The organism is Streptomyces sp. W16, from assembly GCF_033194735.1.
GTDB lineage: Bacteria > Actinomycetota > Actinomycetes > Streptomycetales > Streptomycetaceae > Streptomyces.
Genome location: NZ_JAWOAI010000125.1, coordinates 1 through 21,277, shown reverse-complemented (window position 1 = coordinate 21,277; position 21,277 = coordinate 1). Strand labels below are relative to the sequence as shown.

16 protein-coding genes are annotated in these 21,277 nt (G+C 70.0%); 5 read left to right on the top strand and 11 right to left on the bottom strand.

Annotated features, from left to right (window positions below):
• The 3 genes from R6V09_RS18725 to hrcA form a co-directional block, all read right to left on the bottom strand.
• The coding region (locus R6V09_RS18725; RefSeq protein WP_317882551.1) for a nitronate monooxygenase at positions 1-936 on the bottom strand (936 nt) is incomplete at its 3' end.
• Positions 937-1,035: 99 nt separating this feature from the next.
• Entirely contained in the window at positions 1,036-2,169 is a 1,134-nt protein-coding gene (dnaJ, locus tag R6V09_RS18720; protein WP_317882550.1) for a molecular chaperone DnaJ, read from the bottom strand.
• Entirely contained in the window at positions 2,170-3,186 is a 1,017-nt protein-coding gene (gene hrcA, locus R6V09_RS18715) for a heat-inducible transcriptional repressor HrcA (protein ID WP_043676478.1), read from the bottom strand.
• 181 nt (positions 3,187-3,367) lie between these two features.
• Between hrcA and R6V09_RS18710 the strand changes: the two genes are divergently transcribed.
• Positions 3,368-4,114, top strand: a complete 747-nt coding sequence (locus R6V09_RS18710; protein ID WP_317882549.1) for an MBL fold metallo-hydrolase — start codon at positions 3,368-3,370, stop codon at positions 4,112-4,114.
• A gap of 31 nt (positions 4,115-4,145) precedes the next feature.
• The gene (locus tag R6V09_RS18705; RefSeq protein ID WP_317882548.1) at positions 4,146-4,955 is read left to right on the top strand and encodes a DUF3097 domain-containing protein; all 810 of its coding nucleotides are present in this window, start codon (positions 4,146-4,148) and stop codon (positions 4,953-4,955) included.
• A 158-nt stretch (positions 4,956-5,113) separates the two neighbouring features.
• Here the strand turns inward: R6V09_RS18705 and hemW are convergent, their stop codons facing one another.
• Positions 5,114-6,346 (bottom strand): radical SAM family heme chaperone HemW, encoded by a 1,233-nt coding sequence (gene hemW / locus R6V09_RS18700; protein ID WP_317882547.1) that lies wholly within the window; start codon positions 6,344-6,346, stop codon positions 5,114-5,116.
• A 28-nt stretch (positions 6,347-6,374) separates the two neighbouring features.
• Positions 6,375-8,297 (bottom strand): SpoIIE family protein phosphatase, encoded by a 1,923-nt coding sequence (locus R6V09_RS18695; protein WP_317882546.1) that lies wholly within the window; start codon positions 8,295-8,297, stop codon positions 6,375-6,377.
• A gap of 102 nt (positions 8,298-8,399) precedes the next feature.
• Here R6V09_RS18695 and R6V09_RS18690 point away from each other — a divergent pair, with 102 nt between their 5' ends.
• Positions 8,400-12,533 (top strand): HAMP domain-containing protein, encoded by a 4,134-nt coding sequence (locus R6V09_RS18690; RefSeq protein ID WP_317882545.1) that lies wholly within the window; start codon positions 8,400-8,402, stop codon positions 12,531-12,533.
• 11 nt (positions 12,534-12,544) lie between these two features.
• Complete coding sequence (locus tag R6V09_RS18685; protein WP_317882544.1) at positions 12,545-13,129, top strand: response regulator; 585 nt, start codon at positions 12,545-12,547, stop codon at positions 13,127-13,129.
• 27 nt (positions 13,130-13,156) lie between these two features.
• Here R6V09_RS18685 and R6V09_RS18680 read toward each other — a convergent pair whose 3' ends face one another.
• Complete coding sequence (locus R6V09_RS18680) at positions 13,157-15,040, bottom strand: AMP-dependent synthetase/ligase (protein ID WP_317882543.1); 1,884 nt, start codon at positions 15,038-15,040, stop codon at positions 13,157-13,159.
• A gap of 227 nt (positions 15,041-15,267) precedes the next feature.
• Positions 15,268-17,142, bottom strand: coding sequence for a translation elongation factor 4 (gene lepA, locus R6V09_RS18675; protein ID WP_317882542.1), 1,875 nt, complete (start codon positions 17,140-17,142; stop codon positions 15,268-15,270).
• 289 nt (positions 17,143-17,431) lie between these two features.
• Between lepA and rpsT the strand changes: the two genes are divergently transcribed.
• Positions 17,432-17,698 carry a 30S ribosomal protein S20 gene (rpsT, locus tag R6V09_RS18670; RefSeq protein WP_099499233.1) on the top strand — a complete coding sequence of 89 codons (267 nt, stop codon included), beginning with the start codon at positions 17,432-17,434 and terminating at the stop codon, positions 17,696-17,698.
• Between the two features lie 189 nt (positions 17,699-17,887).
• Here rpsT and holA read toward each other — a convergent pair whose 3' ends face one another.
• The 4 genes from holA to R6V09_RS18650 form a co-directional block, all read right to left on the bottom strand.
• On the bottom strand, positions 17,888-18,877 hold the full coding sequence (gene holA / locus R6V09_RS18665) for a DNA polymerase III subunit delta (protein WP_317882541.1): 990 nt from the start codon (positions 18,875-18,877) through the stop codon (positions 17,888-17,890).
• A 73-nt stretch (positions 18,878-18,950) separates the two neighbouring features.
• Complete coding sequence (locus tag R6V09_RS18660) at positions 18,951-19,196, bottom strand: hypothetical protein (RefSeq protein WP_093626637.1); 246 nt, start codon at positions 19,194-19,196, stop codon at positions 18,951-18,953.
• 48 nt (positions 19,197-19,244) lie between these two features.
• Positions 19,245-20,111 (bottom strand): arylamine N-acetyltransferase family protein, encoded by an 867-nt coding sequence (locus R6V09_RS18655; protein WP_317882540.1) that lies wholly within the window; start codon positions 20,109-20,111, stop codon positions 19,245-19,247.
• Positions 20,112-20,154: 43 nt separating this feature from the next.
• The coding region (locus tag R6V09_RS18650) for a ComEC/Rec2 family competence protein (protein ID WP_317882539.1) at positions 20,155-21,277 on the bottom strand (1,123 nt) is incomplete at its 5' end.

The window sequence follows — 21,277 nt, the reverse complement described above, 5'->3', positions numbered from 1 at the left end:
GCCGGCCGCGGCGGCCTGCTTGCGGAGCGGCGAGGTCAGGTGGTGGACCTCGGGGTACGCGGCGGGGGCGTACGGGCCGTGCTCGCGCATGAAGCGGTTGACCAGGCCGCGGGCCGGGCGGCCGGAGAACGCGCGGGTCAACTCGGTGCGCGTGAAAAGGGGGTTGGTGAGTGCCTGCTTGTGCACGACGTTCGCCGCGGACTCGGGGGTGGCGAGGAACGCCGTGCCGAGCTGGGCCGCGCTCGCGCCCGCCGCGAGGGCGGCGGCGATCTGGCTGCCGCGCATCAGACCACCGGCGGCGACGATCGGGAGAGACACCGTCTCGCGGATCTGGGCGACCAGGGAGAGCAGGCCGATGCCGGAGCCGTCGTTCTCCGGGAGGTCGCGGTGGGTGCCCTGGTGGCCGCCTGCCTCGACGCCCTGCGCGATCACCGCGTCGGCGCCGGCCCGCTCCACGGCGAGGGCCTCCTCGGCGGTGGTGGCGGTGACGAGGGTGAAGGTCCCGGCCCGGCGCAGCGAGTCCAGCACCTCACGGGTGGGGACGCCGAAGTGGAAGGAGGCGAAGGACACCGGGTTGTCGAGCAGCACGGACAGCTTCGCGTCGTAGCCGTCCTCGCGACCGCTGTCCGGGTCGCCGAGCTCCGTGTCGTACCAGGCGGCCTCGCCGGCCAGCTGGTGGGCGTAGACGTCCACGGCGGCCTTGTCCGCGTACTCGGGCTGCGGCATGAAGAGGTTCACGCCGAAGGGGCGGGCCGTCAGGCTCCGCAGCTGCTTGATCTCCTGGTACATGCCGTCGGCGGTCTTGTACCCGGCGGCGAGGAACCCCAGCCCGCCGGCCTCGGACACGGCAGCCGCGAGGCGCGGTACGGAGACACCGCCCGCCATGGGGGCCTGCACGATCGGATGAGGGAAGAGATCGGTCAGTGCGGAGGACATGACGGCATGTTGTCACGTCCTCCGAACAAGTCCGAATCCGGCCTTCCGCCCGGCATAGGACAGGTGCATGCCCAGGCGGAGACCGATTCGACGACCGGTTCAGCGGCCGTTGAACGCGTCCTTCAGACGGGAGAACAGGCCCTGCTGCCCCGGCTGGAACGTCCCCATGGGCCGCTCCTCGCCGCGCAGCTTCGCCAGCTCCCTGAGGAGGCGTTCCTGCTCCACGTCGAGCTTGGTCGGGGTGGTGACCTCGACATGCACGATGAGGTCGCCCCGGCCGCCGCCGCGCAGATGCGTGATGCCCCGGGTGTGCAGCGGGATCGACTGGCCGGACTGGGTGCCCGGCCGGATGTCGACCTCCTCCATGCCGTCCAGCGTCTCCAACGGCACCTTCGTGCCCAGGGACGCGGCCGTCATGGGAAGCGTGACCGTGCAGTGCAGGTCGTCGCCGCGGCGCTGGAACATCGCGTGCGGCAGCTCGTGGATCTCGACGTACAGGTCACCGGCGGGGCCGCCGCCGGGGCCGACCTCGCCCTCGCCCGCGAGCTGGATCCGCGTGCCGTTGTCCACACCGGCCGGGATCTTCACCGTCAGCGTGCGCCGCGAGCGGACGCGGCCGTCACCGGCGCACTCCGGGCACGGTGTCGGCACGACGGTGCCGAAGCCCTGGCACTGCGGGCAGGGGCGGGACGTCATGACCTGGCCCAGGAAGGACCGGGTCACCTGCGACACCTCACCGCGACCGCGGCACATGTCGCACGTCTGGGCGGAGGTGCCCGGGGCCGCGCCCTCACCGTTGCAGGTGTTGCAGACGACGGCCGTGTCGACCTGGATGTCCTTCGTGGTGCCGAAGGCCGCCTCGTCCAGCTCGATTTCGAGCCGGATCATGGCGTCCTGGCCGCGGCGGGTGCGCGAGCGCGGTCCGCGCTGCGACGCCGTGCCGAAGAACGCGTCCATGATGTCCGAGAAGTTCCCGAAGCCGCCCTGACCGAAGCCGCCCGCGGCACCGCCCGCCTGCGAGAGGGGGTCGCCGCCGAGGTCGTAGACCTGCTTCTTCTGCGGGTCCGAGAGCACCTCGTAGGCGGCGTTGATCTCCTTGAACCGCTCCTGGGTCTTCGGATCCGGATTGACGTCCGGGTGCAGCTCGCGCGCGAGCCTACGGAAGGCCTTCTTGATCTCATCCTGCGACGCGTCGCGACGCACGCCGAGAACGGCGTAGTAGTCCGTGGCCACTTAGGACTCCGCCAGGATCTGTCCGACGTACCGTGCCACTGCGCGTACCGCTCCCATCGTTCCCGGGTAATCCATGCGGGTCGGTCCGACCACGCCGAGCTTGGCGACTGCCTCGCCGCCCGAACCGTAGCCGACCGACACCACCGACGTGGAGTTGAGTCCCTCGTAGGCGTTCTCATGACCGATCCGTACGGTCATGCCCGAATCCCCCGCCTCACCAAGCAACTTGAGGAGGACGACCTGCTCCTCCAGCGCTTCCAGGATGGGGCGGATGGTGAGGGGAAAGTCATGTCCGAAGCGGGTGAGATTGGCGGTGCCGCCGATCATCAGCCGCTCCTCGGTCTCCTCGACGAGAGTCTCCAGGAGGGTGGAGAGCACCGTCGCGACCGTGCCGCGGTCCTCGTTCTCGAAGGCGTCCGGCAGGTCCTGCACGAGCTGGGGTACGTCCGCGAAGCGGCGGGCCGCGATCCGGCTGTTGAGCCGCGCGCGCAGATCCGCGAGCGAGGACTCCCCGAAGGGCGCCGGGCAGTCCACCATGCGCTGCTCGACCCGCCCGGTGTCCGTGATCAGCACGAGCATCACGCGCGCGGGGGCCAGCGACAGCAGCTCCACGTGCCGGACGGTCGAGCGGGTCAGCGAGGGGTACTGCACGACGGCGACCTGCCGGGTGAGCTGCGCGAGCAGCCGTACCGTACGGCCCACGACGTCGTCGAGGTCGACGGCGCCGTCGAGGAAGTTCTGGATGGCCTTGCGCTCGGGGCCGGTCATCGGCTTGACGCCGGCGAGCTTGTCGACGAACAGCCGGTAGCCCTTGTCCGTGGGGATGCGTCCGGCGCTGGTGTGCGGCTGGGCGATGTACCCCTCGTCCTCCAGGGCCGCCATGTCGTTGCGCACGGTCGCCGGGGAGACGCCGAGGCTGTGCCGCTCGGTGAGCGCCTTGGAGCCCACCGGCTCCTCGGTGCCGACATAGTCCTGGACGATGGCGCGCAGCACCTGGAGCCTGCGTTCGCTGAGCATCGCGCACACCTCCAGTTCTGGTCGCCTTTGTCGCCGCTTGTCGCGAGCCCGCCCTTTCCTGGCACTCTGTGCGCGTGAGTGCCAGCCGTTCCCCGGCCAGTGTACGGCCGTGAGGTACACCCCGGGCAAGGCCGGTCCTGCGATGTCACGCCATAGGTGCCGTCACCGTTAGCGTCGCTGCATGACGGTGACTTGGGAAGAGGCGGGGTGGGAGCGGCTGGCCGCCGGGGTGGGCCGGTGCCGGCTGCCTGGCTGGGACTGCACGGTCGGTCTGGTCGTCGGGGAGGGTTCGGCGCTGATGATCGACGCCGGGTCGGGTCTCGCGGAGGGCGCGCGGTTGCGCGCGGAGGCGCAGGCGCTCGCCGGGCACGCTGTGACCCATCTCGCGCTCACCCACCCGCATTTCGACCATGTCTTCGGGGCGGCGGAGTTCGCGGACGCGGAGGTGTTCGGTGCGGTGGGCGTGGAGCGGGTGTTGACGGACGAGCGGGAGGCACTCCGTGGGGACGCGGTCGAGAACGGCCTCCACGCGCGCGTGGCCGACGAGGCCGTGGCCGCTCTGGCCCACCCGCGTCACCTGGCCTTTGTCGCCGTCCCGGACGAGTGGACGCTCTCCCTGGGCGGCGACCGCCAGGTCCTGCTGGTGAACGCGGGCCCGGGTCACACGTCCCACGATCTCGCGGTCGTCGTCCAAGGCGTCCCGGGCTCCCCGCCGGTCGTCTTCTGCGGCGACCTGGTCGAGGAGTCCGGCGATCCCCAGGCGGGGCCCGACGCCGTACCGTCGCACTGGCCCGCCGCCCTGGACCGGCTGCTCGGCCTGGGCGGGGAGGACGCGCTGTACGTGCCCGGTCACGGAGCGGTGGTGGACGCGGGGTTCGTGCGGGCCCAACGGGACGCGTTGGCAACGCGTTTCGGCGTGTCGCGGTGACGCCTCCTGGCCTTCTCCTATCGTCATCCGAATGCGCCAGTACTCCGCCGACCTGACCCCGCCGTGGAAGAAGCCGAAGCCCGTCCCCGAGGTCCCCGCGGAAACGGGCCTGGTGGTCGAGGAGCCGGGCACCGGTTTCTGCGGCGCGGTGATCCGCTGCGAGGCCGGCACGGTCACCCTGGAGGACCGCTTCGGCAAGCACCGGGTGTTCCCCCTGGAGCCGCGCGGCTTCCTCCTGGAGGGCAGGGTCGTGACCCTGGTCAGGCCGGTGTCGAGTCCGCTACGGCCCACTCGTACGGCATCCGGTTCGGTGGCCGTTCCCGGTGCACGCGCGCGTGTGGCCCGCGCCGGGCGGATCTACGTCGAGGGCCGGCACGACGCGGAACTCGTCGAGCGGGTGTGGGGCGACGACCTGCGCATCGAGGGTGTGGTGGTCGAGTACCTGGAGGGCGTCGACGACCTGCCGGCCATCGTGGCGGAGTTCGCCCCGGGCCCGGACGCCCGCCTCGGCATCCTGGTGGACCATCTGCTCCCCGGCACCAAGGAGTGGCGCATCGCCCAGTCCGTCACCAGTGAGCACGCCCTCGTCGTCGGCCACCCCTACATCGACATCTGGGAGGCCGTGAAACCGTCCTCCGTGGGCATCGCCGCCTGGCCCCGGATCCCGCACGGACAGGACTGGAAGACGGGGGTGTGCCGGGCGCAGGGTTGGCCGGAAAACACCGGTGCGGTGTGGCAGGCGATTCTGGCCAAGGTCCAGTCCTACAAGGACCTGGAGCCGGAACTGCTGGGGCGGGTCGAGGAGTTGATCGACTTCGTCACGGACAGCGGTGAGGCCTGACCTTCTCGTAGGTGGCGAATTCGCTGGTGTCCAGTTCGACACCGATGGGCTCCAACGGTGTGAGGCTCACTGGGCTCATCGAGGATCGCTACTCGCTGGCTCTGAAGCCGTCTCCAGCAACGCCGGGGAATCTGGTCCTGAACCGCTGCCCCGAGTGATCAGTCCACCAGGTCCCGTACCACCGCGTCCGCCAGCAACCGCCCCCGCAACGTGAGCACGGCGCTCCCCTCCTCGTACGGCCCCGCCTCCAGCAGCCCGTCCCCCAGTGCCCGGCGCGAAGCCGCGAGCCCCTCCGGGTGGAGCAGGTCCAGCGGGGCGCCCTCCCGGAGTCGTAGCTCCAGCAGGATGCGTTCCACCCGGCGGTCCTCCGCGGAGAGGATCTCCCGGCCCGCGCCCGGGGAGCGGCCGGCCGCCAGTGCCCCCGCGTACGCGCCGGGATGCTTCACGTTCCACCACCGCACTCCGCCGACGTGCGAGTGCGCTCCGGGGCCCGCGCCCCACCAGTCGGCGCCGCGCCAGTAGAGCTCGTTGTGCAGACAACGGCCGGATTTCGACGTCGCCCAGTTGGACACCTCGTACCAGTCGAAGCCCGCCGCGGACATCACCTCGTCCGCGATGAGGTACCGGTCGGCGTGCACGTCGTCGTCCGTCATCGGGACCTCGCCGCGGCGGATCCGGCGGGCCAGCTGGGTGCCCTCCTCGACGATCAGGGCGTAGGCGCTGACGTGGTCGGGGCCCGCGCCGAGGGCCGCGTCGAGCGAGGCCCGCCAGTCGTCGTCCGTCTCGCCCGGGGTGCCGTAGATCAGGTCGAGGTTGACGTGTTCGAAGCCGACCGCGCGGGCCTCGGACACGCAGGCCTCGGGGCGGCCGGGGGTGTGGGTGCGGTCCAGGACCTTCAGGACGTGCTGTTTCGCGCTCTGCATGCCGAAGGAGATCCGGTTGAAGCCGCCCTGGCGGAGGGTCGCGAGGTAGGCCGGGTCGACCGACTCCGGGTTGGCCTCCGTGGTGATCTCCGCGTCCGGGGCGAGGCCGAACTCGTCGCGGATCGCGCCCAGCATCCGTACCAGATCGCCCGCCGCCAGCAGCGTGGGCGTACCGCCGCCGACGAAGACCGTGCGGACCGGGCGCGGGTCGTCGCCGAGGACCTTGCGGGCCAGGCGGACCTCGTCGATCAGGGTGTCCGCGTAGTTGTCGCGGGAGGCCAGCACTCCGCCCGTGCCGCGCAGCTCGGTCGCCGTGTAGGTGTTGAAGTCGCAGTAGCCGCAGCGGGTCGCGCAGTACGGGACGTGCAGATAGAACCCGAGGGGGCGGTCGGCCGATCCGGCGAGCGCCTGTGCGGGCAGGGCGCCGTCGTCGGGGACGGGATCGCCGTCGGGGAGTGCGGAAGGCATGCCCTCCATTGTCCAGCACCGGCGAGGACTACTCGGCCTGCAGCACCAGCAGCGCCATGTCGTCCTCGGGCGGCCGACCGCCGAACTCGTGCACCAGCCGCTTGATCCGCTCCGCGATCAGCTCGGCGCTCAGTCCCGCGCACCCGGCGAGCGCGGTCGCCAGGCCGTCGCCGTCGTCGAACTGGACGGAGCCGGAGCGGCGCTCGGTCACCCCGTCCGTGACGCACAACAGGCTGTCGCCCGGATGCAGTTCGAAGGTCTCGCTGGTGTAGGTGACGTCCTCGATGACGCCGAGGAGGGTCTGTGGGCGGGCGGTCGTGGCGACGGAGCCGTCCGGTCCGAGGAGCAGTGGCAGCGGGTGTCCGGCGGAGGCGAGGGTGCAGCGGACGCCGCCGTCGAAGGGGACCAGCTCGCCGTAGAGGAGGGAGAGGAAGCGGGGGCCGTCGCCGACCGGGCCCGGCATGCCGCCCGCGGCGACCAGGGCGTGGGCCGCGGCGTCGGCGGCCTCGGTGGCGTCGTCGAGGAGGAGCTGGTTGAGACGGTCGAGGACGTCGGCGACGCGGTAGCCCTCGCGGGCGAGGAGGCGTAGCCAGGGGCGGGCGAGGCCGATGACCACGGCGGCCTCGGGGCCCTTGCCCTGGACGTCGCCGAGGGCGAAGCACCAGCGGCCGTCGCCGGCCGGGAACAGGTCGTAGAAGTCGCCGCTGGGGCCGCCCTTGTCGCAGGGTTCGTAGACGAGGGCGCTGTGCACGCCGGGGATCTCGGCGACGGCGCCGGGCAGCAGGCCGCGCTGGAGGACGCGGCTGATGGTGACCTGGCGGGCGTACTGGCGGGCCGCGCCGATGGCGAGCGCGACGCGGCGGCTGAGGTCCTCGACGAGGCCGGTGACCTCGTCGGGGAAGCACGGCAGCCCGGACCGTCCGATGACCAGGGTGCCGAGCGGACGGCCGCCCGCGATCAGCCGGTACGCCAGTGCCGCGCCGTGGGTGCCGTGCGGGCCGAGGGCGTCGGCGGGCCAGGGGTAGGACACGGGTCGCAGCGAGTCCTGCGGGCGGGGCGGGTGCTTCTCCAGGGCGCCGCGCAGTTCCTCGATGCGGTTCTCGCTGCCGTGCCAGACCCGGGCGAGGCGCGGTCCGGCCCCGGCGTCCTCGCTCCAGCCTCCTCCACTCTCGGCTCCGCTCGACCGGGGGGACCCCCACCGGCCCATCACCTCGTCCTCCAGCCATACGGCGCACCAGTCGGCGAGTCTCGGCACGATGAGCTGTCCGGCGAGCGCGGCGACCAAGTCCTCGTCGAGCTGTCCGGCGAGGAGGTCGGAGGCCTCGGCGAGGAAGGAGAGGGCGCCGCGGCCGAGCCAGTCCCGGTCGCGTTCGGCGCGCTGGGGTTCGGGGGCGAGGATCTCGGCGACGCGCAGACCGCGTTCCCCGGCGTACGTCTCCAACTCCTCGGCGACCGGGCTGCCTTCGGCGGGCAGGCGGGCCCAGACGGTCTTGGTGCCGGTGCGGTAGGTGACGCCCCAGGACTCGGCGAGCGTGGCGACGAGCCGCAGTCCGCGCCCGAACTCCGGTGTCTCGTACGCCGGTTCGCTGCTGTTGTCGCGCGGGGCGCGGGAGGGGTGGTGGTCGGCGACCTCCACGACGACGGACCGGTCGTCCTCCAGCCGACAGACCAGCTCGACGTCCGTACCGGCGTGTACGACGGCGTTGGTGACGAGTTCGCTGACGACGACCATCGCGTCGTCGGCGAGCCGGACGGTGAGGTGTTCGGCACCGGGCAGGGCGAGTTCGGTCCACTCCTGGAGCGCGGCACGCACCAGGCCGCGGGCGGAGCCGGGCGCGAGGGGGCTTCCGGAGAGCGTGGCGCGCATGGTCGTGCGCGGGTCCGCGCCGTGGTGCGCGGGCGCATCGGGAGCGCGCGAAGTGGTCTCCCGTTGCGTCGGAATTGCCCCCATGCACAGCTCCCCGAGCAGATCGGACGAATACGCCTCGGTCGATGCGGACAGAGTGACAGACTGACCGCGGCCATAAGCGCCGAGTTACCGAAGTGGGCCGCCATGAGTGAGAACAGTGCTACGCGTGTGCTCGAAGACGGACACAAAGAGGACTGGATTCGAGCATCGGATCTCCGCCCTCTGTTCGCCGTGATGACGGCGGCGCGCGACGGCGACTTCACGAAGGCACCGGAGACGGGTCACGGCATGGTGGCCGAACTGACCGCCGCCTTCAACCAGATCATGGACCGCAGCACCCACTTCAACTCCGAGACGCAGCGCGTCAAACGGGAGCTGATCCGCCACGGCCGCCTCGACGAACGTCTCTCCGCGAGCCCCGGCCAGGGCGGCTGGACCTCCCGCGTCAACGACGTCAACCAGCTCCTCGACGCCCTGGTCGCCCCGGCCGCCAACGCGACCCGGGTACTGGACGCGGTGGCGGGCGGCGATCTGACCCAGCGGGTCGATCTGCACGACGGCAGCAGGGAGTTGCGCGGTGACCTACGGCGCCTCGGCCGGGCCGTGAACAAGATGGTGGACCAACTCTCCCTGTTCACCGGGGAGGTGACCCGGGTCGCCCGCGAGGTCGGCACCGAGGGCAGACTCGGCGGGCGGGCCAAGGTGCAGGGCTTGTCGGGCAGTTGGCGGGACGTGACCGAGGCGGTCAACACGATGGCGTCCCGGCTGACCGCGCAGGTGCGGGACATCGCCCTGGTGACGACGGCGGTGGCGCGCGGCGACCTCACGCGCACGGTCACCGTCGAGGCGACCGGCGAACTGCTCGAACTGAAGCTCACCGTGAACACGATGGTCGACCAGCTCTCCGCGTTCGCCGACGAGGTCACGCGCGTCGCCCGCGAGGTCGGCACCGAGGGCCAGTTGGGCGGGCGGGCGCAGGTGCGGGGCGTGTCCGGCGTGTGGAAGGACCTCACGGACAACGTCAACTTCATGGCGTCGAACCTGACTTCGCAGGTGCGGAACATCGCCCAGGTGACGACGGCCGTGGCGAACGGTGACCTGTCGCAGAAGATCACCGTCGACGCGCAGGGCGAGATCCTGGAGCTGAAGTCGACCATCAACACGATGGTGGACCAGCTCTCCGCCTTCGCCGACGAGGTCACACGCGTCGCCCGCGAGGTCGGCACCGAGGGCAACCTCGGCGGACGCGCCCAGGTGCGTGGCGTCTCCGGGGTCTGGAAGGACCTCACCGACAACGTCAACTTCATGGCGGACAACCTGACTTCGCAGGTCCGCAACATCGCACTGGTGTCGACGGCGGTCGCGCAGGGCGACCTCGGCAAGAAGATCACGGTGGAGGCGAAGGGCGAGATCCTGGAGCTGAAGTCCACGATCAACACGATGGTCGACCAGCTCTCCGCGTTCGCGGACGAGGTGACGCGTGTGGCGCGCGAGGTCGGCACGGAGGGCAACCTCGGCGGTCAGGCGCAGGTGCGGGGCGTGTCCGGGGTCTGGAAAGACCTGACGGACAACGTCAACTTCATGGCCCTGAACCTGACTTCACAGGTACGGAACATCGCCCAGGTGACGACCGCCGTCGCCAACGGCGACCTGTCGAAGAAGATCACCGTCGACGCGCGCGGCGAGATCCTCGAACTCAAGGACACCGTCAACACGATGGTGGAGCAGCTGCGCGCCTTCGCCGACGAGGTGACCCGGGTGGCCCGCGAGGTCGGCACCGACGGCCGACTCGGTGGCCGGGCCCAGGTGTTGGGCGTCTCGGGTGTCTGGCGGGACCTGACCGACAACGTCAACTACATGGCCGACAACCTGACTTCACAGGTGCGGAACATCGCCCAGGTCGCCACCGCCGTGGCGCAGGGCGACCTGTCGAAGAAGATCGACGTGGACGCGCGCGGCGAGATCCTGGAGCTGAAGACCACCATCAACACGATGGTCGACACCCTCTCCTCCTTCTCCTCCGAGGTCACCCGGGTGGCCCGCGAGGTCGGCTCCGAGGGCCAACTCGGCGGCCAGGCACGGGTGGAGGGCGTCTACGGCACCTGGAAGCGCCTGACGACCAACGTGAACGAACTCGCACTGAACCTCACCACGCAGGTCCGCGCGATCGCCGAGGTGGCCTCCGCGGTGGCCCAGGGCGACATGTCCCGCTCGATCACGGTGGAGACCCAGGGCGAGGTCACCGAGCTCAAGGACAACATCAACCTGATGGTGGCCAACCTCCGCGAGACGACCCGCGCGAAGGACTGGCTGGAGTCCAACCTGGCCCGCCTCGCCGCGCTGATGCAGGGGCACCGGGACCTGATGGAGGTCGCCGACCTGATCCTGCGCGAGCTGACCCCGCTGGTGAACGCCCAGTACGGGGCGTTCTTCCTGGCCGATCCCGACGAGGACAGCCTGCGAACGGCCATCCCGGCCAAGGGACTTGCCTTCATCGCCGGGTACGGGTCGGCGCAGGGCGCGACCGTCGACACGGGCGGGATGCCGGTGCACGGTCTGGTCCGGCAGGCGGCGCGGGAGAAGAAGCGGATCCTGGTGGAGGAGGCCCCACCGGACTACATCAAGATCAACAGCGGTCTCGGGGAAGCCGCCCCGGCGAGCGTGGTCATCATCCCGATCATCTTCGAGGACAAGCTCCTCGGCGTGATCGAACTGGCCTCCTTCTCCCGCTTCTCAGACGTCCACCTGGCCTTCTTCGACCAGTTCGTGAACACCATCGGCGTCGCGATCAACACCATCATCGCCAACTCCCGCACGGAGTCCCTGCTCGGCGAGTCCCAACGGCTCGCCCAGCAGCTGCAGGAACGTTCGGACGAACTCCAGAAGCAGCAGGCCGAGTTGCAGCGCTCCAACGCCGAACTGGAGGAGAAGGCGGCCCTGTTGGCGACCAGCTCCCAGTACAAGTCGGAGTTCCTGGCGAACATGAGCCACGAGCTGCGCACCCCGCTGAACTCGCTGCTGATCCTCGCCCGGCTGCTCTCCGACAACCCGGACGGCCATCTCACCGACCAGGAAGTGCAGTTCGCGACCACGATCCACCGCTCCGGCTCGGACCTGCTCCAGCTCATCAACGACATCCTCGACCTGTCGAAGATCGAGGCCGGCCGGATGGACGTACGCCCCAAGCGCCTCCCCCTCATCAAGCTCCTCGACTACGTCCACGCCACGTTCCGCCCGCTCACCTTGGACCGGGGGCTCGCCTTCGAGGTGTCGGTCGGCGAGGACGTACCGCGCGAGATGTGGTCGGACGAGCAGCGGCTCCAGCAGATCCTGCGCAACCTGCTGTCCAACGCCATCAAGTTCACCGCCACCGGCCGGGTCGAACTCCGCGTCAACCGGGTCAAGGACCCCGACCACCGCTACTCCCACGACAGCGACGAGGTCATCGCGTTCGCCGTCTCCGACACCGGCATCGGGATCGCCGCCGAGAAACTCCCGGTGATCTTCGAGGCGTTCCAGCAGGCCGACGGCACGACCAACCGCAAGTACGGCGGTACCGGCCTCGGGTTGTCGATCAGCCGGGAGATCTCCGGGCTGCTCGGTGGCCGTATCGTCGCGGAGAGCGAGCCGGGCTGCGGTTCGACCTTCACGCTGTACGTCCCCGTCGTCAGCCCCGGTCACGCGGCGACAGGGCGGACCTCCGAGGACCGGGAACTGCCCGCGACGGACGAGCAGTTGTCGGCCGAGCCGTTCACCGGGCACGAGGTGGACGACTCGTGGCCGACGCCCACCAAGCTGGAGGCGTGGAAGGCCGGCCGGGCCGGTCAAGTGCTGCCGGGGCGGCGGGTGTTGATCGTGGACGACGACATCCGCAACGTCTTCGCGCTCACCCATGTCCTGGGCCGCGTCGGCATGCCGGTGCTCTACGCGGAGAACGGCCGCGAGGGCATCGAGACCCTGGAGCGCAACCCCGACGTCGAACTCGTACTGATGGACATCATGATGCCGGAGATGGACGGGTACGAGACCATAGCCGCCATCCGCCGCACCCCGCGCTGGACCGGCCTGCCCATCGTCGCGCTCACCGCCAAGGCGATGCCCGGCGACCGGGAGAAGTCCATCGCGCGGGGCGCCAACGACTACGTGCCCAAGCCGGTGGACGTGGACCAGCTGCTGACCGTCGTCTGCGCCCTCCTGGACCCCGAGTCCGAGGCGGACATCGCGGGGGCACAACCGGGTACACCGGAGGAGACGGCGATACCGCCGACGACCGAGTGAGGCCAGCCATCATGAGCGCTGAGGCAACGACCGACGAGCGTGCCGGCATCCTCCTGGTCGACGACATGGAGGACAACCTGGTCGCGCTGGAGGCCGTCCTGGGGTCCCTCAACGAGCCGCTGGTACGCGCTCGTTCGGGTGAGGAGGCGATGAAGGCGCTGCTGCGGCAACGCTTCGCCGTCGTCCTGCTGGACATCCGTATGCCGGGCATGGACGGTTTCGAGACCGCGGCCAACATCAAACGGCTCGACCAGACCAAGGACGTCCCGATCATCTTCCTGACCGGTAACGACGCGGACGCGGGTTATGCCTTCCGTGGCTATGCCACGGGTGCGGCCGACTACTTGACCAAGCCGTTCGATCCGTGGGTGCTGCGCGCCAAGGTCACCGTCTTCCTCGAACTGCACCGGAAGAACCAGTTGTTGGAGCGGATGCTCGCGCGGGAGCAGGGCCAGTTCGACGAACTGGCCCTGCGGCTCAAGGAGATCGAGGCGCACATGACCGCCAGCACGGTGGACGAGGTGCACGAACTCCGGCACCAGGTACGGGAGATAGGGCAACTGGTGCGGGACATGCGGCGGGGGCACAGCCGTTAGGACCGCGCCCCCGGTCACAACAGGCGGCTACGCCTCGCGTGAGCCCGCGTACATCTCGTCGATCAGGTGCTTGTACTCGCGTTCCACCACCGGCCGCTTCAGCTTGAGGCTCGGGGTGATCTCGCCGTGCTCGACGTCGAGGTCGCGCGGCAGGAGGCGGAACTTCTTGATGGTCTGCCAGCGCTGGAGACCCTCGTTGAGCTCCTTGACGTAGCCCTCGACCAGGGCGACCGTCGCGGGCGCGGCGACGACCTCGGCGTAGGACTTGCCCGCCACGCCGTTCTCCTTCGCCCAGTCCAGGATGGACGGTTCGTCGAGGGCGATGAGCGCGGTGCAGAAGTTCCGGTCGGCGCCGTGCACCAGGATGTTCGAGACGTACGGGCACACGGCCTTGAACTGGCCCTCGACCTCGGTGGGCGCGATGTACTTGCCGCCGGACGTCTTGATGAGGTCCTTCTTGCGGTCGGTGATGCGCAGATAGCCGTCCGGGGACAGCTCGCCGATGTCGCCGGTGTGGAACCAGCCGTCCGGCTCCAGGACTTCGGCCGTCTTCTCGGGCAGCCCGTGGTAGCCCTCCATGATGCCGGGGCCGCGCAGCAGGATCTCGCCGTCGTCCGCGATGCGCACCTCCGTGCCGGGCAGCGGCTTGCCGACCGTGCCGGTGCGGTAGGCCTCGCCCGGGTTCACGAAGGAGGCCGCGGAGGACTCGGTCAGGCCGTAGCCCTCCAGGATGTGGATGCCGGCGCCGGCGAAGAAGTAGCCGATCTCGGGCGAGAGCGCGGCACTTCCCGACACACAGGCGCGCAGCTTGCCGCCGAAGGCCTCGCGGATCTTCGCGTAGACCAGCGCGTCGGCCACCTTGTGCTTGGCGGCGAGACCGAAGGGCGCGGTGGCCGAACCGGTGCGGCGGAAGTTGTCCTGGGTGACCTTGGCGTACTCGCGGGCGACCTCCGAGGCCCACTGGAAGATCTTGTACTTGGCGGCGCCGCCGGCCCGTGCCTTGGCCGCGACCCCGTTGTAGACCTTCTCGAAGATGCGCGGAACGGCCGCCATGTACGTCGGCTGCACGATCGGCAGATGCTCGATGATCTTGTCGGGCCTGCCGTCCACGGCGGTGACGTGCCCGATCTCGATATGGCCGGACGTGAGCACCTTGCCGAAGACGTGCGCCAGCGGCAGCCACAGGTACTGGACGTCCTCGGGACCGAGCAGCCCGGTCGCGGCGATGGCCTTCGCCAGGTAGGACCAGTTGTCGTGCGGGAGCCGGACGCCCTTGGGGCGGCCGGTGGTGCCGGAGGTGTAGATGATCGTCGCGAGCTGGTCCTTGGTGATGCCCGCGACCCGCTCCTTGATCAGGTCCGGGTTCTTCTCCAGGTACGCGGCACCGCGCTGCTCCAGCTCGGCCAGGCTCAGCACCCAGTCGCCGTCCTCCACGGTGTCGACGCCGGTCGGGTCGATGACCACGACATGCGTCAGCTCGGGCAGCTCGGCGCGCTGCTCGCGCGCCTTGGCGAGCTGCGCCGCGTCCTCCGCGATCAGGACCTTGCTCCCGGAGTCGGCGAGGATGAACGTCGACTCGTCGGCGTTGGTCTGCGGATACACCGTGGTCGTGGCGGCGCCGGCGCACATGATGCCCAGGTCGGCGAGGATCCACTCGATCCGGGTGGCGGAGGCGAGCGCGACGCGCTGCTCGGGCTGTACGCCCAGTTCGATCAGACCGGCCGCGATCGCGAAGACCCGCTCGGCGGCCTGCGCCCAGCTCAGCGACTTCCAGTCGTCGGGGCCCTCGCCGGAGGCCGCAGGCACCGGGTGCCGGTAGGCCTCGGTATCCGGCGTGGCCGCCACGCGCTCCAGGAAGAGGCCCGCGACGGACGGCGGGCGGTTCTCGATCAGGGTCTGTGTGTCGCTCACGACGTCCTCCGGGGCCCGCGACGGTGCGGCTGGCTCATTGCTACGGCTGTTGTTTAACTCGCGAGTAACCATCGAGCAGTGATCAGAGTAAGGCGCGACCGGCCGGTGCGTAAGGGGCGGCGGACTGTCGCTTCCTACAGAGCCAGGACGCGGGGCCCGCCGCGCGACAGCACGACGGGCCCCGGGGATCGCCTCGGTTTGTTCCGGAATTCCGGTGTACGGGGCCGCTACTTCTTGCCCTTGGCGCCGGGACCGCTGTCGTCGCTGGACAGCACCGCGATGAACGCCTCCTGGGGAACCTCCACGGAACCCACCATCTTCATCCGCTTCTTGCCCTCCTTCTGCTTCTCCAGCAGCTTCCGCTTACGCGAGATGTCACCGCCGTAGCACTTGGCGAGGACGTCCTTGCGGATGGCGCGGATCGTCTCGCGGGCGATGACCCGGGAGCCGACGGCGGCCTGGATGGGCACCTCGAAGGCCTGCCTCGGGATCAGCTCCCGCAGCTTGGCGACCAGCCGCACGCCGTACGCGTACGCCGCGTCCTTGTGCGTGATCGCCGAGAAGGCGTCCACCTTGTCGCCGTGCAGCAGGATGTCGACCTTGACCAGGCTGGAGTCCACCTCGCCGGTGGGCTCGTAGTCGAGCGAGGCGTAGCCGCGGGTCTTGGACTTCAGCTGGTCGAAGAAGTCGAAGACGATCTCCGCGAGGGGGAGCGTGTAGCGGATCTCGACGCGGTCCTCGGAGAGGTAGTCCATGCCGAGCAGGGTGCCGCGCCGGGTCTGGCACAGCTCCATGATCGAACCGATGAACTCCGACGGCGCGAGGATCGTCGCGCGCACGACGGGCTCGTAGACCTTGTCGATCTTCCCCTCGGGGAACTCGCTCGGGTTGGTGACGACATGCTCGCTGCCGTCCTCCATCTCGACGCGGTACACCACGTTCGGCGCGGTCGCGATCAGGTCGAGCCCGAACTCGCGCTCCAGCCGCTCCCGGATCACGTCCAGGTGCAGCAGTCCCAGGAAGCCGACGCGGAAACCGAAGCCCAGCGCCGCCGAGGTCTCCGGCTCGTACACCAGCGCGGCGTCGTTGAGCTGAAGCTTGTCGAGGGCGTCGCGCAGCTCCGGGTAGTCGGACCCGTCCAGCGGATACAGCCCGGAGAAGACCATGGGCTTGGGGTCCTTGTAACCGCCGAGCGCCTCGGTCGCCCCCTTGTGCAGGGTGGTGATGGTGTCACCGACCTTGGACTGGCGGACGTCCTTCACACCGGTGATCAGATAGCCGACCTCGCCGACCCCGAGGCCGTCCGCGCTGAGCATCTCCGGCGAGTTCGTCCCGATCTCCAGCAGCTCGTGCGTGGCGTTCGTGGACATCATCCGGATCTTCTCGCGCTTGGTGAGCTGCCCGTCGATGACTCGGATGTACGTCACGACACCGCGGTAGGAGTCGTAGACCGAGTCGAAGATCATGGCGCGGGCCGGCGCGTCCGCGTTCCCGACCGGCGCCGGGACCTCCTTGACGACCTTGTTGAGCAGTACGTCGACACCGAGCCCGGTCTTCGCGGAGACCCTGAGAACGTCCTCGGGGTCACAGCCGACCAGGTTGGCCAGCTCCTCCGCGAACTTCTCGGGCTGCGCGGCCGGCAGGTCGATCTTGTTCAGTACGGGGATGATCGTGAGGTCGTTCTCCATCGCCAGGTAGAGGTTGGCGAGGGTCTGGGCCTCGATGCCCTGGGCGGCGTCCACCAGCAGCACGGTGCCCTCGCAGGCGGCGAGCGACCGCGAGACCTCGTACGTGAAGTCGACGTGTCCCGGGGTGTCGATCATGTTGAGGATGTGGGTACTGCCCTTGTCGGCCCCGTCGGTGGGGGCCCACGGCAGACGCACCGCCTGGGACTTGATCGTGATGCCGCGCTCGCGCTCGATGTCCATGCGGTCGAGGTACTGAGCACGCATCTGCCGCTGGTCGACCACTCCGGTCAGCTGGAGCATCCGGTCGGCCAGCGTGGACTTGCCGTGGTCGATGTGCGCGATGATGCAGAAATTGCGGATCAGCGCCGGGTCGGTACGGCTCGGCTCGGGCACATGGCTGGGGATCGCGGGCACGCAGGGTCCTGATTCTTGAGGCGTCCGCAGTGTCTGCGGTCTCGGGTCGGATCGATACGTAGGCTCCATCGTCCCACGCGTGGGAGGTGCCGTCCGGTTTGGGCCGGTGCGAGAGGTTGGTCGGATGCCTCTCGGGGACCGGTTTGGGTGGCCCGGCGGGCGGCTGGTAGCCTGGGTGGCTGTGTCTCATGCCCTCTCTTGCACGAGTTCGGGCGCGGGACACACCCCAAGAAAAATCATCGGCCCGGGACCCGTGCGGCCCCGTGCCAGAACCTGCAAAGGCTCATTCGTGGCGAACATCAAGTCCCAGATCAAGCGGATCAAGACCAACGAGAAGGCTCGGCTGCGCAACAAGGCCGTCAAGTCCTCCCTGAAGACCGCGATCCGCAAGGCCCGCGAGGCCGCTGCCGCGGGTGACGTCGAGAAGGCCACCGAGTACCAGCGCGCTGCCGCGCGTCAGCTCGACAAGGCCGTCTCGAAGGGCGTCATCCACAAGAACCAGGCCGCCAACAAGAAGTCGGCGCTTGCTTCCAAGGTCACCTCGCTCAAGGGCTGATCCTCCGCACTTGCCTCGGCCCGCGCTCGCGCGGACCGGACCAGTAGCAATCCGCCGTGAGGACAACGTCGAGCCCTCTACCTCGATTCACGGACAGACATCGTGGTCGCCACGCCACGTACAGTGCCCCCGGACCCACTTCGGGGGCATTGCTGTATCCCCGGCCTGCTCCTCGCTGGGAGCAGGGCCTCAGGTCTGTCCCCGGGACCGGGCGGCCCGGGCGATCGTGACGACCGCCTTCTCCAACGCGTACTCCGGATCGTCCCCCCCGCCCTTCACTCCCGCGTCCGCCTCGGCCACCGCCCGCAGCGCGACGGAGACCGCGTCCGGTGTCCAGCCCCGCATCTGCTGCCGCACCCGGTCGATCTTCCACGGCGGCATCCCCAGCTCACGCGCCAGATCCGCCGGCCGCCCGCCTCGCGCGGACGACAGCTTCCCGATCGCCCGCACCCCCTGCGCCAACGCGCTGGTGATCAGCACCGGCGCCACCCCGGTGGACAGCGACCACCGCAGCGCCTCCAGCGCCTCCGCCGCCCGCCCCTCCACGGCCCGGTCCGCGACCGTGAAGCTCGACGCCTCGGCCCGCCCGGTGTAGTACCGCCCGACGATCGCCTCGTCGATGGTCCCCTCGATGTCGCTGACCAACTGGGTAACCGCGGACGCCAACTCCCGCAGATCACTGCCGATGGAGTCGACGAGCGCCTGGCAGGCCTCCGGCGTGGCCGATCTCCCGGTCGCCCGGAACTCGCCGCGCACAAAGGCCAGCCGGTCCGCCGGCTTCGTCATCTTGGGACAGGCCACCTCCCGCGCACCCACCTTGCGCGCGGCATCGAGCAGCCCCTTGCCCTTGACCCCGCCCGCGTGCAGCAGCACCAGGGTGATCTCCTCGGCGGGCGCCCCGAGATACCCCTTCACGTCCTTGATCGTGTCGGCGGACAGATCCTGCGCATTGCGTACGACCACGACCTTGCGCTCCGCGAAGAGCGACGGGCTGGTCAACTCGGCGAGTGTGCCGGGCTGCAGCTGGTCCGAAGTCAGGTCACGTACGTCCGTGTCGGCGTCGGCGGCCCGGGCGGCGGCCACCACCTCCTGCACGGCACGGTCGAGCAGGAGGTCCTCCTGGCCCACGGCAAGCGTCACCGGGGCGAGAGGGTCGTCATTCGCAGTCTTCTTGGCCATCCCCTAAAGCATCGCACGCGGCACTGACAACGGGGGTGGGTGTCGGTGGGGACGGTGGAGGGCTCGTGACTTGTCACGGCTCCTCGCGCCAGCCGTCCCACTCCCCCGCGAACGCGTCCAGCTCACCGGGGTCGAGCCGTCCGCGCTCGTCCCGCAGCACAAGCAGCCACTGCGCGTCCTCGGCATCGTCCTCGCCGGCCAGCGCGTCCCGCACCAGCTGCGGTTCCTCGTCGAGGGCGAAGCGCTCCCCGAGCGCCTCCGCGGCCTCCTCGGCCGCGTCACGGTCGGGCAGCACCAGCACATGTCTCACATCACTCACGGGGACATTTTCCGGTACGGCCGCGGGCTCGCGCGCACTCCCCCACGGCTACGCGGGCGTGCGCACCGTCGGCACCTCCTCCAGCTCGATCCCGAACTGCTCCCGGTACACCTCCAACACCTCCTCGTCCGCGGCCAGTTCGCGTACATCCCGGGTCCCGTCCGCCGCCGTCACCGTCAGGCCGCGACCGCTGAGCGTGATCCTCCCTCCGTCGTCCGTGAGCCGCGAGCAGACCAGCGACTGCGTGAAGTGCGACGCCGGGGATGTCGTCTGCCACCACGCCGCGGCCACGAAGTCACCGAGCACCCGGGGCCGCGTCTCCAACCGGTACTCGGGCTTGCCGTTCCGGACGACGTCCAGGTCCGGCAAGTCCGCGAGGTCCGCCTGGTCTGCGGCCCGAAACGCTCTCTCCCCGTACTCGGCGCCCCGCACCCCGGCCGCGTCCGGCCCCGACTCGGTAATCCTGAACATGCCGCCGGGGTCCGCCTGTTCACCCCGCTCCGCGAAGGCCAGGGGATAGTGACTGTGCGTCCCGAACCCCACGTCGGCCAGCCACACACTCCCGTCCACCGTCCGCACCCGCAGCGCGAGATGGTCGTACGGGATTCCCAGACGCCCGCCGTCCCCGTACACCCGCGCCGCCAGCAGCGCGACATCGAATCCCAGCGCGGCGAGCAACGCGCCGAACAGTCCGTTCAGTTCGTAGCAGAACCCGCCCCTGCCCGCGCCCACGACCTTGTCCAGCAGCTGCTTCTCCTCCAGCACGATCTCCTCTCCCAGATGAATCGACAGATTCTCGAAGGGCACTGTCTGCAGATGGCGCAGATGCAGCTCGCGCAGAACATCGACGGTGGGCAACGCCGGGCGCGGAACTCCCAGCCGACGGAGGTATGCATCAACCTGTGCGGGATTCATGCCACCAGTCTCATGCCAACCACAGCTCAGCGCCCCGGCTCCCTCAGTCCCGTGTCACCCGCAGCCCGTCCCCCTCGCCTCCCACCGCCAGGGCCCCGTCCAGGTCCGTCCGCAGGACCACCGCGCCCATCGCACGCAGCGCCGCGACCGTGCTGGGGGCCGGGTGCCCATAGGGGTTGTTCTCACCGCAGGAGATCAGCGCCAGCCGCGGGGCGACCCTGCGTATCAGGTCCGGGTCCTGGTAGGCCGAACCATGGTGAGCGACCTTGAGGACATCCACGCCTCCCAGCAGCGCCGCCGCCGGTGACCTCAACAGCTCCTGCTGGGCCGGGGGTTCGAGGTCTCCCAGCAGCAGTAGCCGCAGCCCGGCCGTCCGGACGAGCAGCGTGACACTCGCGTCGTTCGGGCCGTCCTGGTCCGGTACCGGTTCCGGTGGCGGCCACAGCACCTGCCAGGAGAGCGGGCCGGCACGTCGCTGTTCCCCGGCGACGGCCCGGGTGATCGGGATGTGCCGTTCCGCTGCCGCTCTCCGTACCAACTCGGCCTGGTCCGCGGGCTCTTCGAAGGACGTCGTCTCGATCGCGCCCACCGAACGGCCCCGCAGCACCCCGGGCAGTCCGGCGACGTGGTCGGCATGGAAATGGGTCAGGACCACCAGCGGAATCCTGGTGATGCCGAGCGTGCGCAGACACTGGTCGACCAGTTTCGGATCGGGTCCTGCGTCCACGACCACGCCGGTGCCCTTGCCCGCCGCGAGCACCGTCGCGTCGCCCTGCCCGACGTCGCACATCGCGAACCGCCAGCCCGGCGGCGGCCATCCCGTGATCACCCGGGTGAGCGGCGCCGGCTCGACCACGACCAGCAGGAGCAACAACCCGCAGACACCGCACAGCCACGGATGCTTCAGCAGCCTGCGGCCGACCAGCGCGAGGACCGCGACGGCGACAGCGAGCAGCAGCGCCCCCGTCCAACTGCCCGGCCAGTCCACTCCCCCACCGGGCAGCGCCGCGCCGGTCCGGGCCACGTCCGCGATCCACCCGGTGGGCCAACTCGCGCCCCACGCAAGGACCTTGGCCACCGGCATCACCACCGGTGCCGTCGCCAGCGCCGCGAAGCCCAGCACCGTGGCCGGTGCGACGGCGACCTCCGCGAGCAGGTTGCACGGC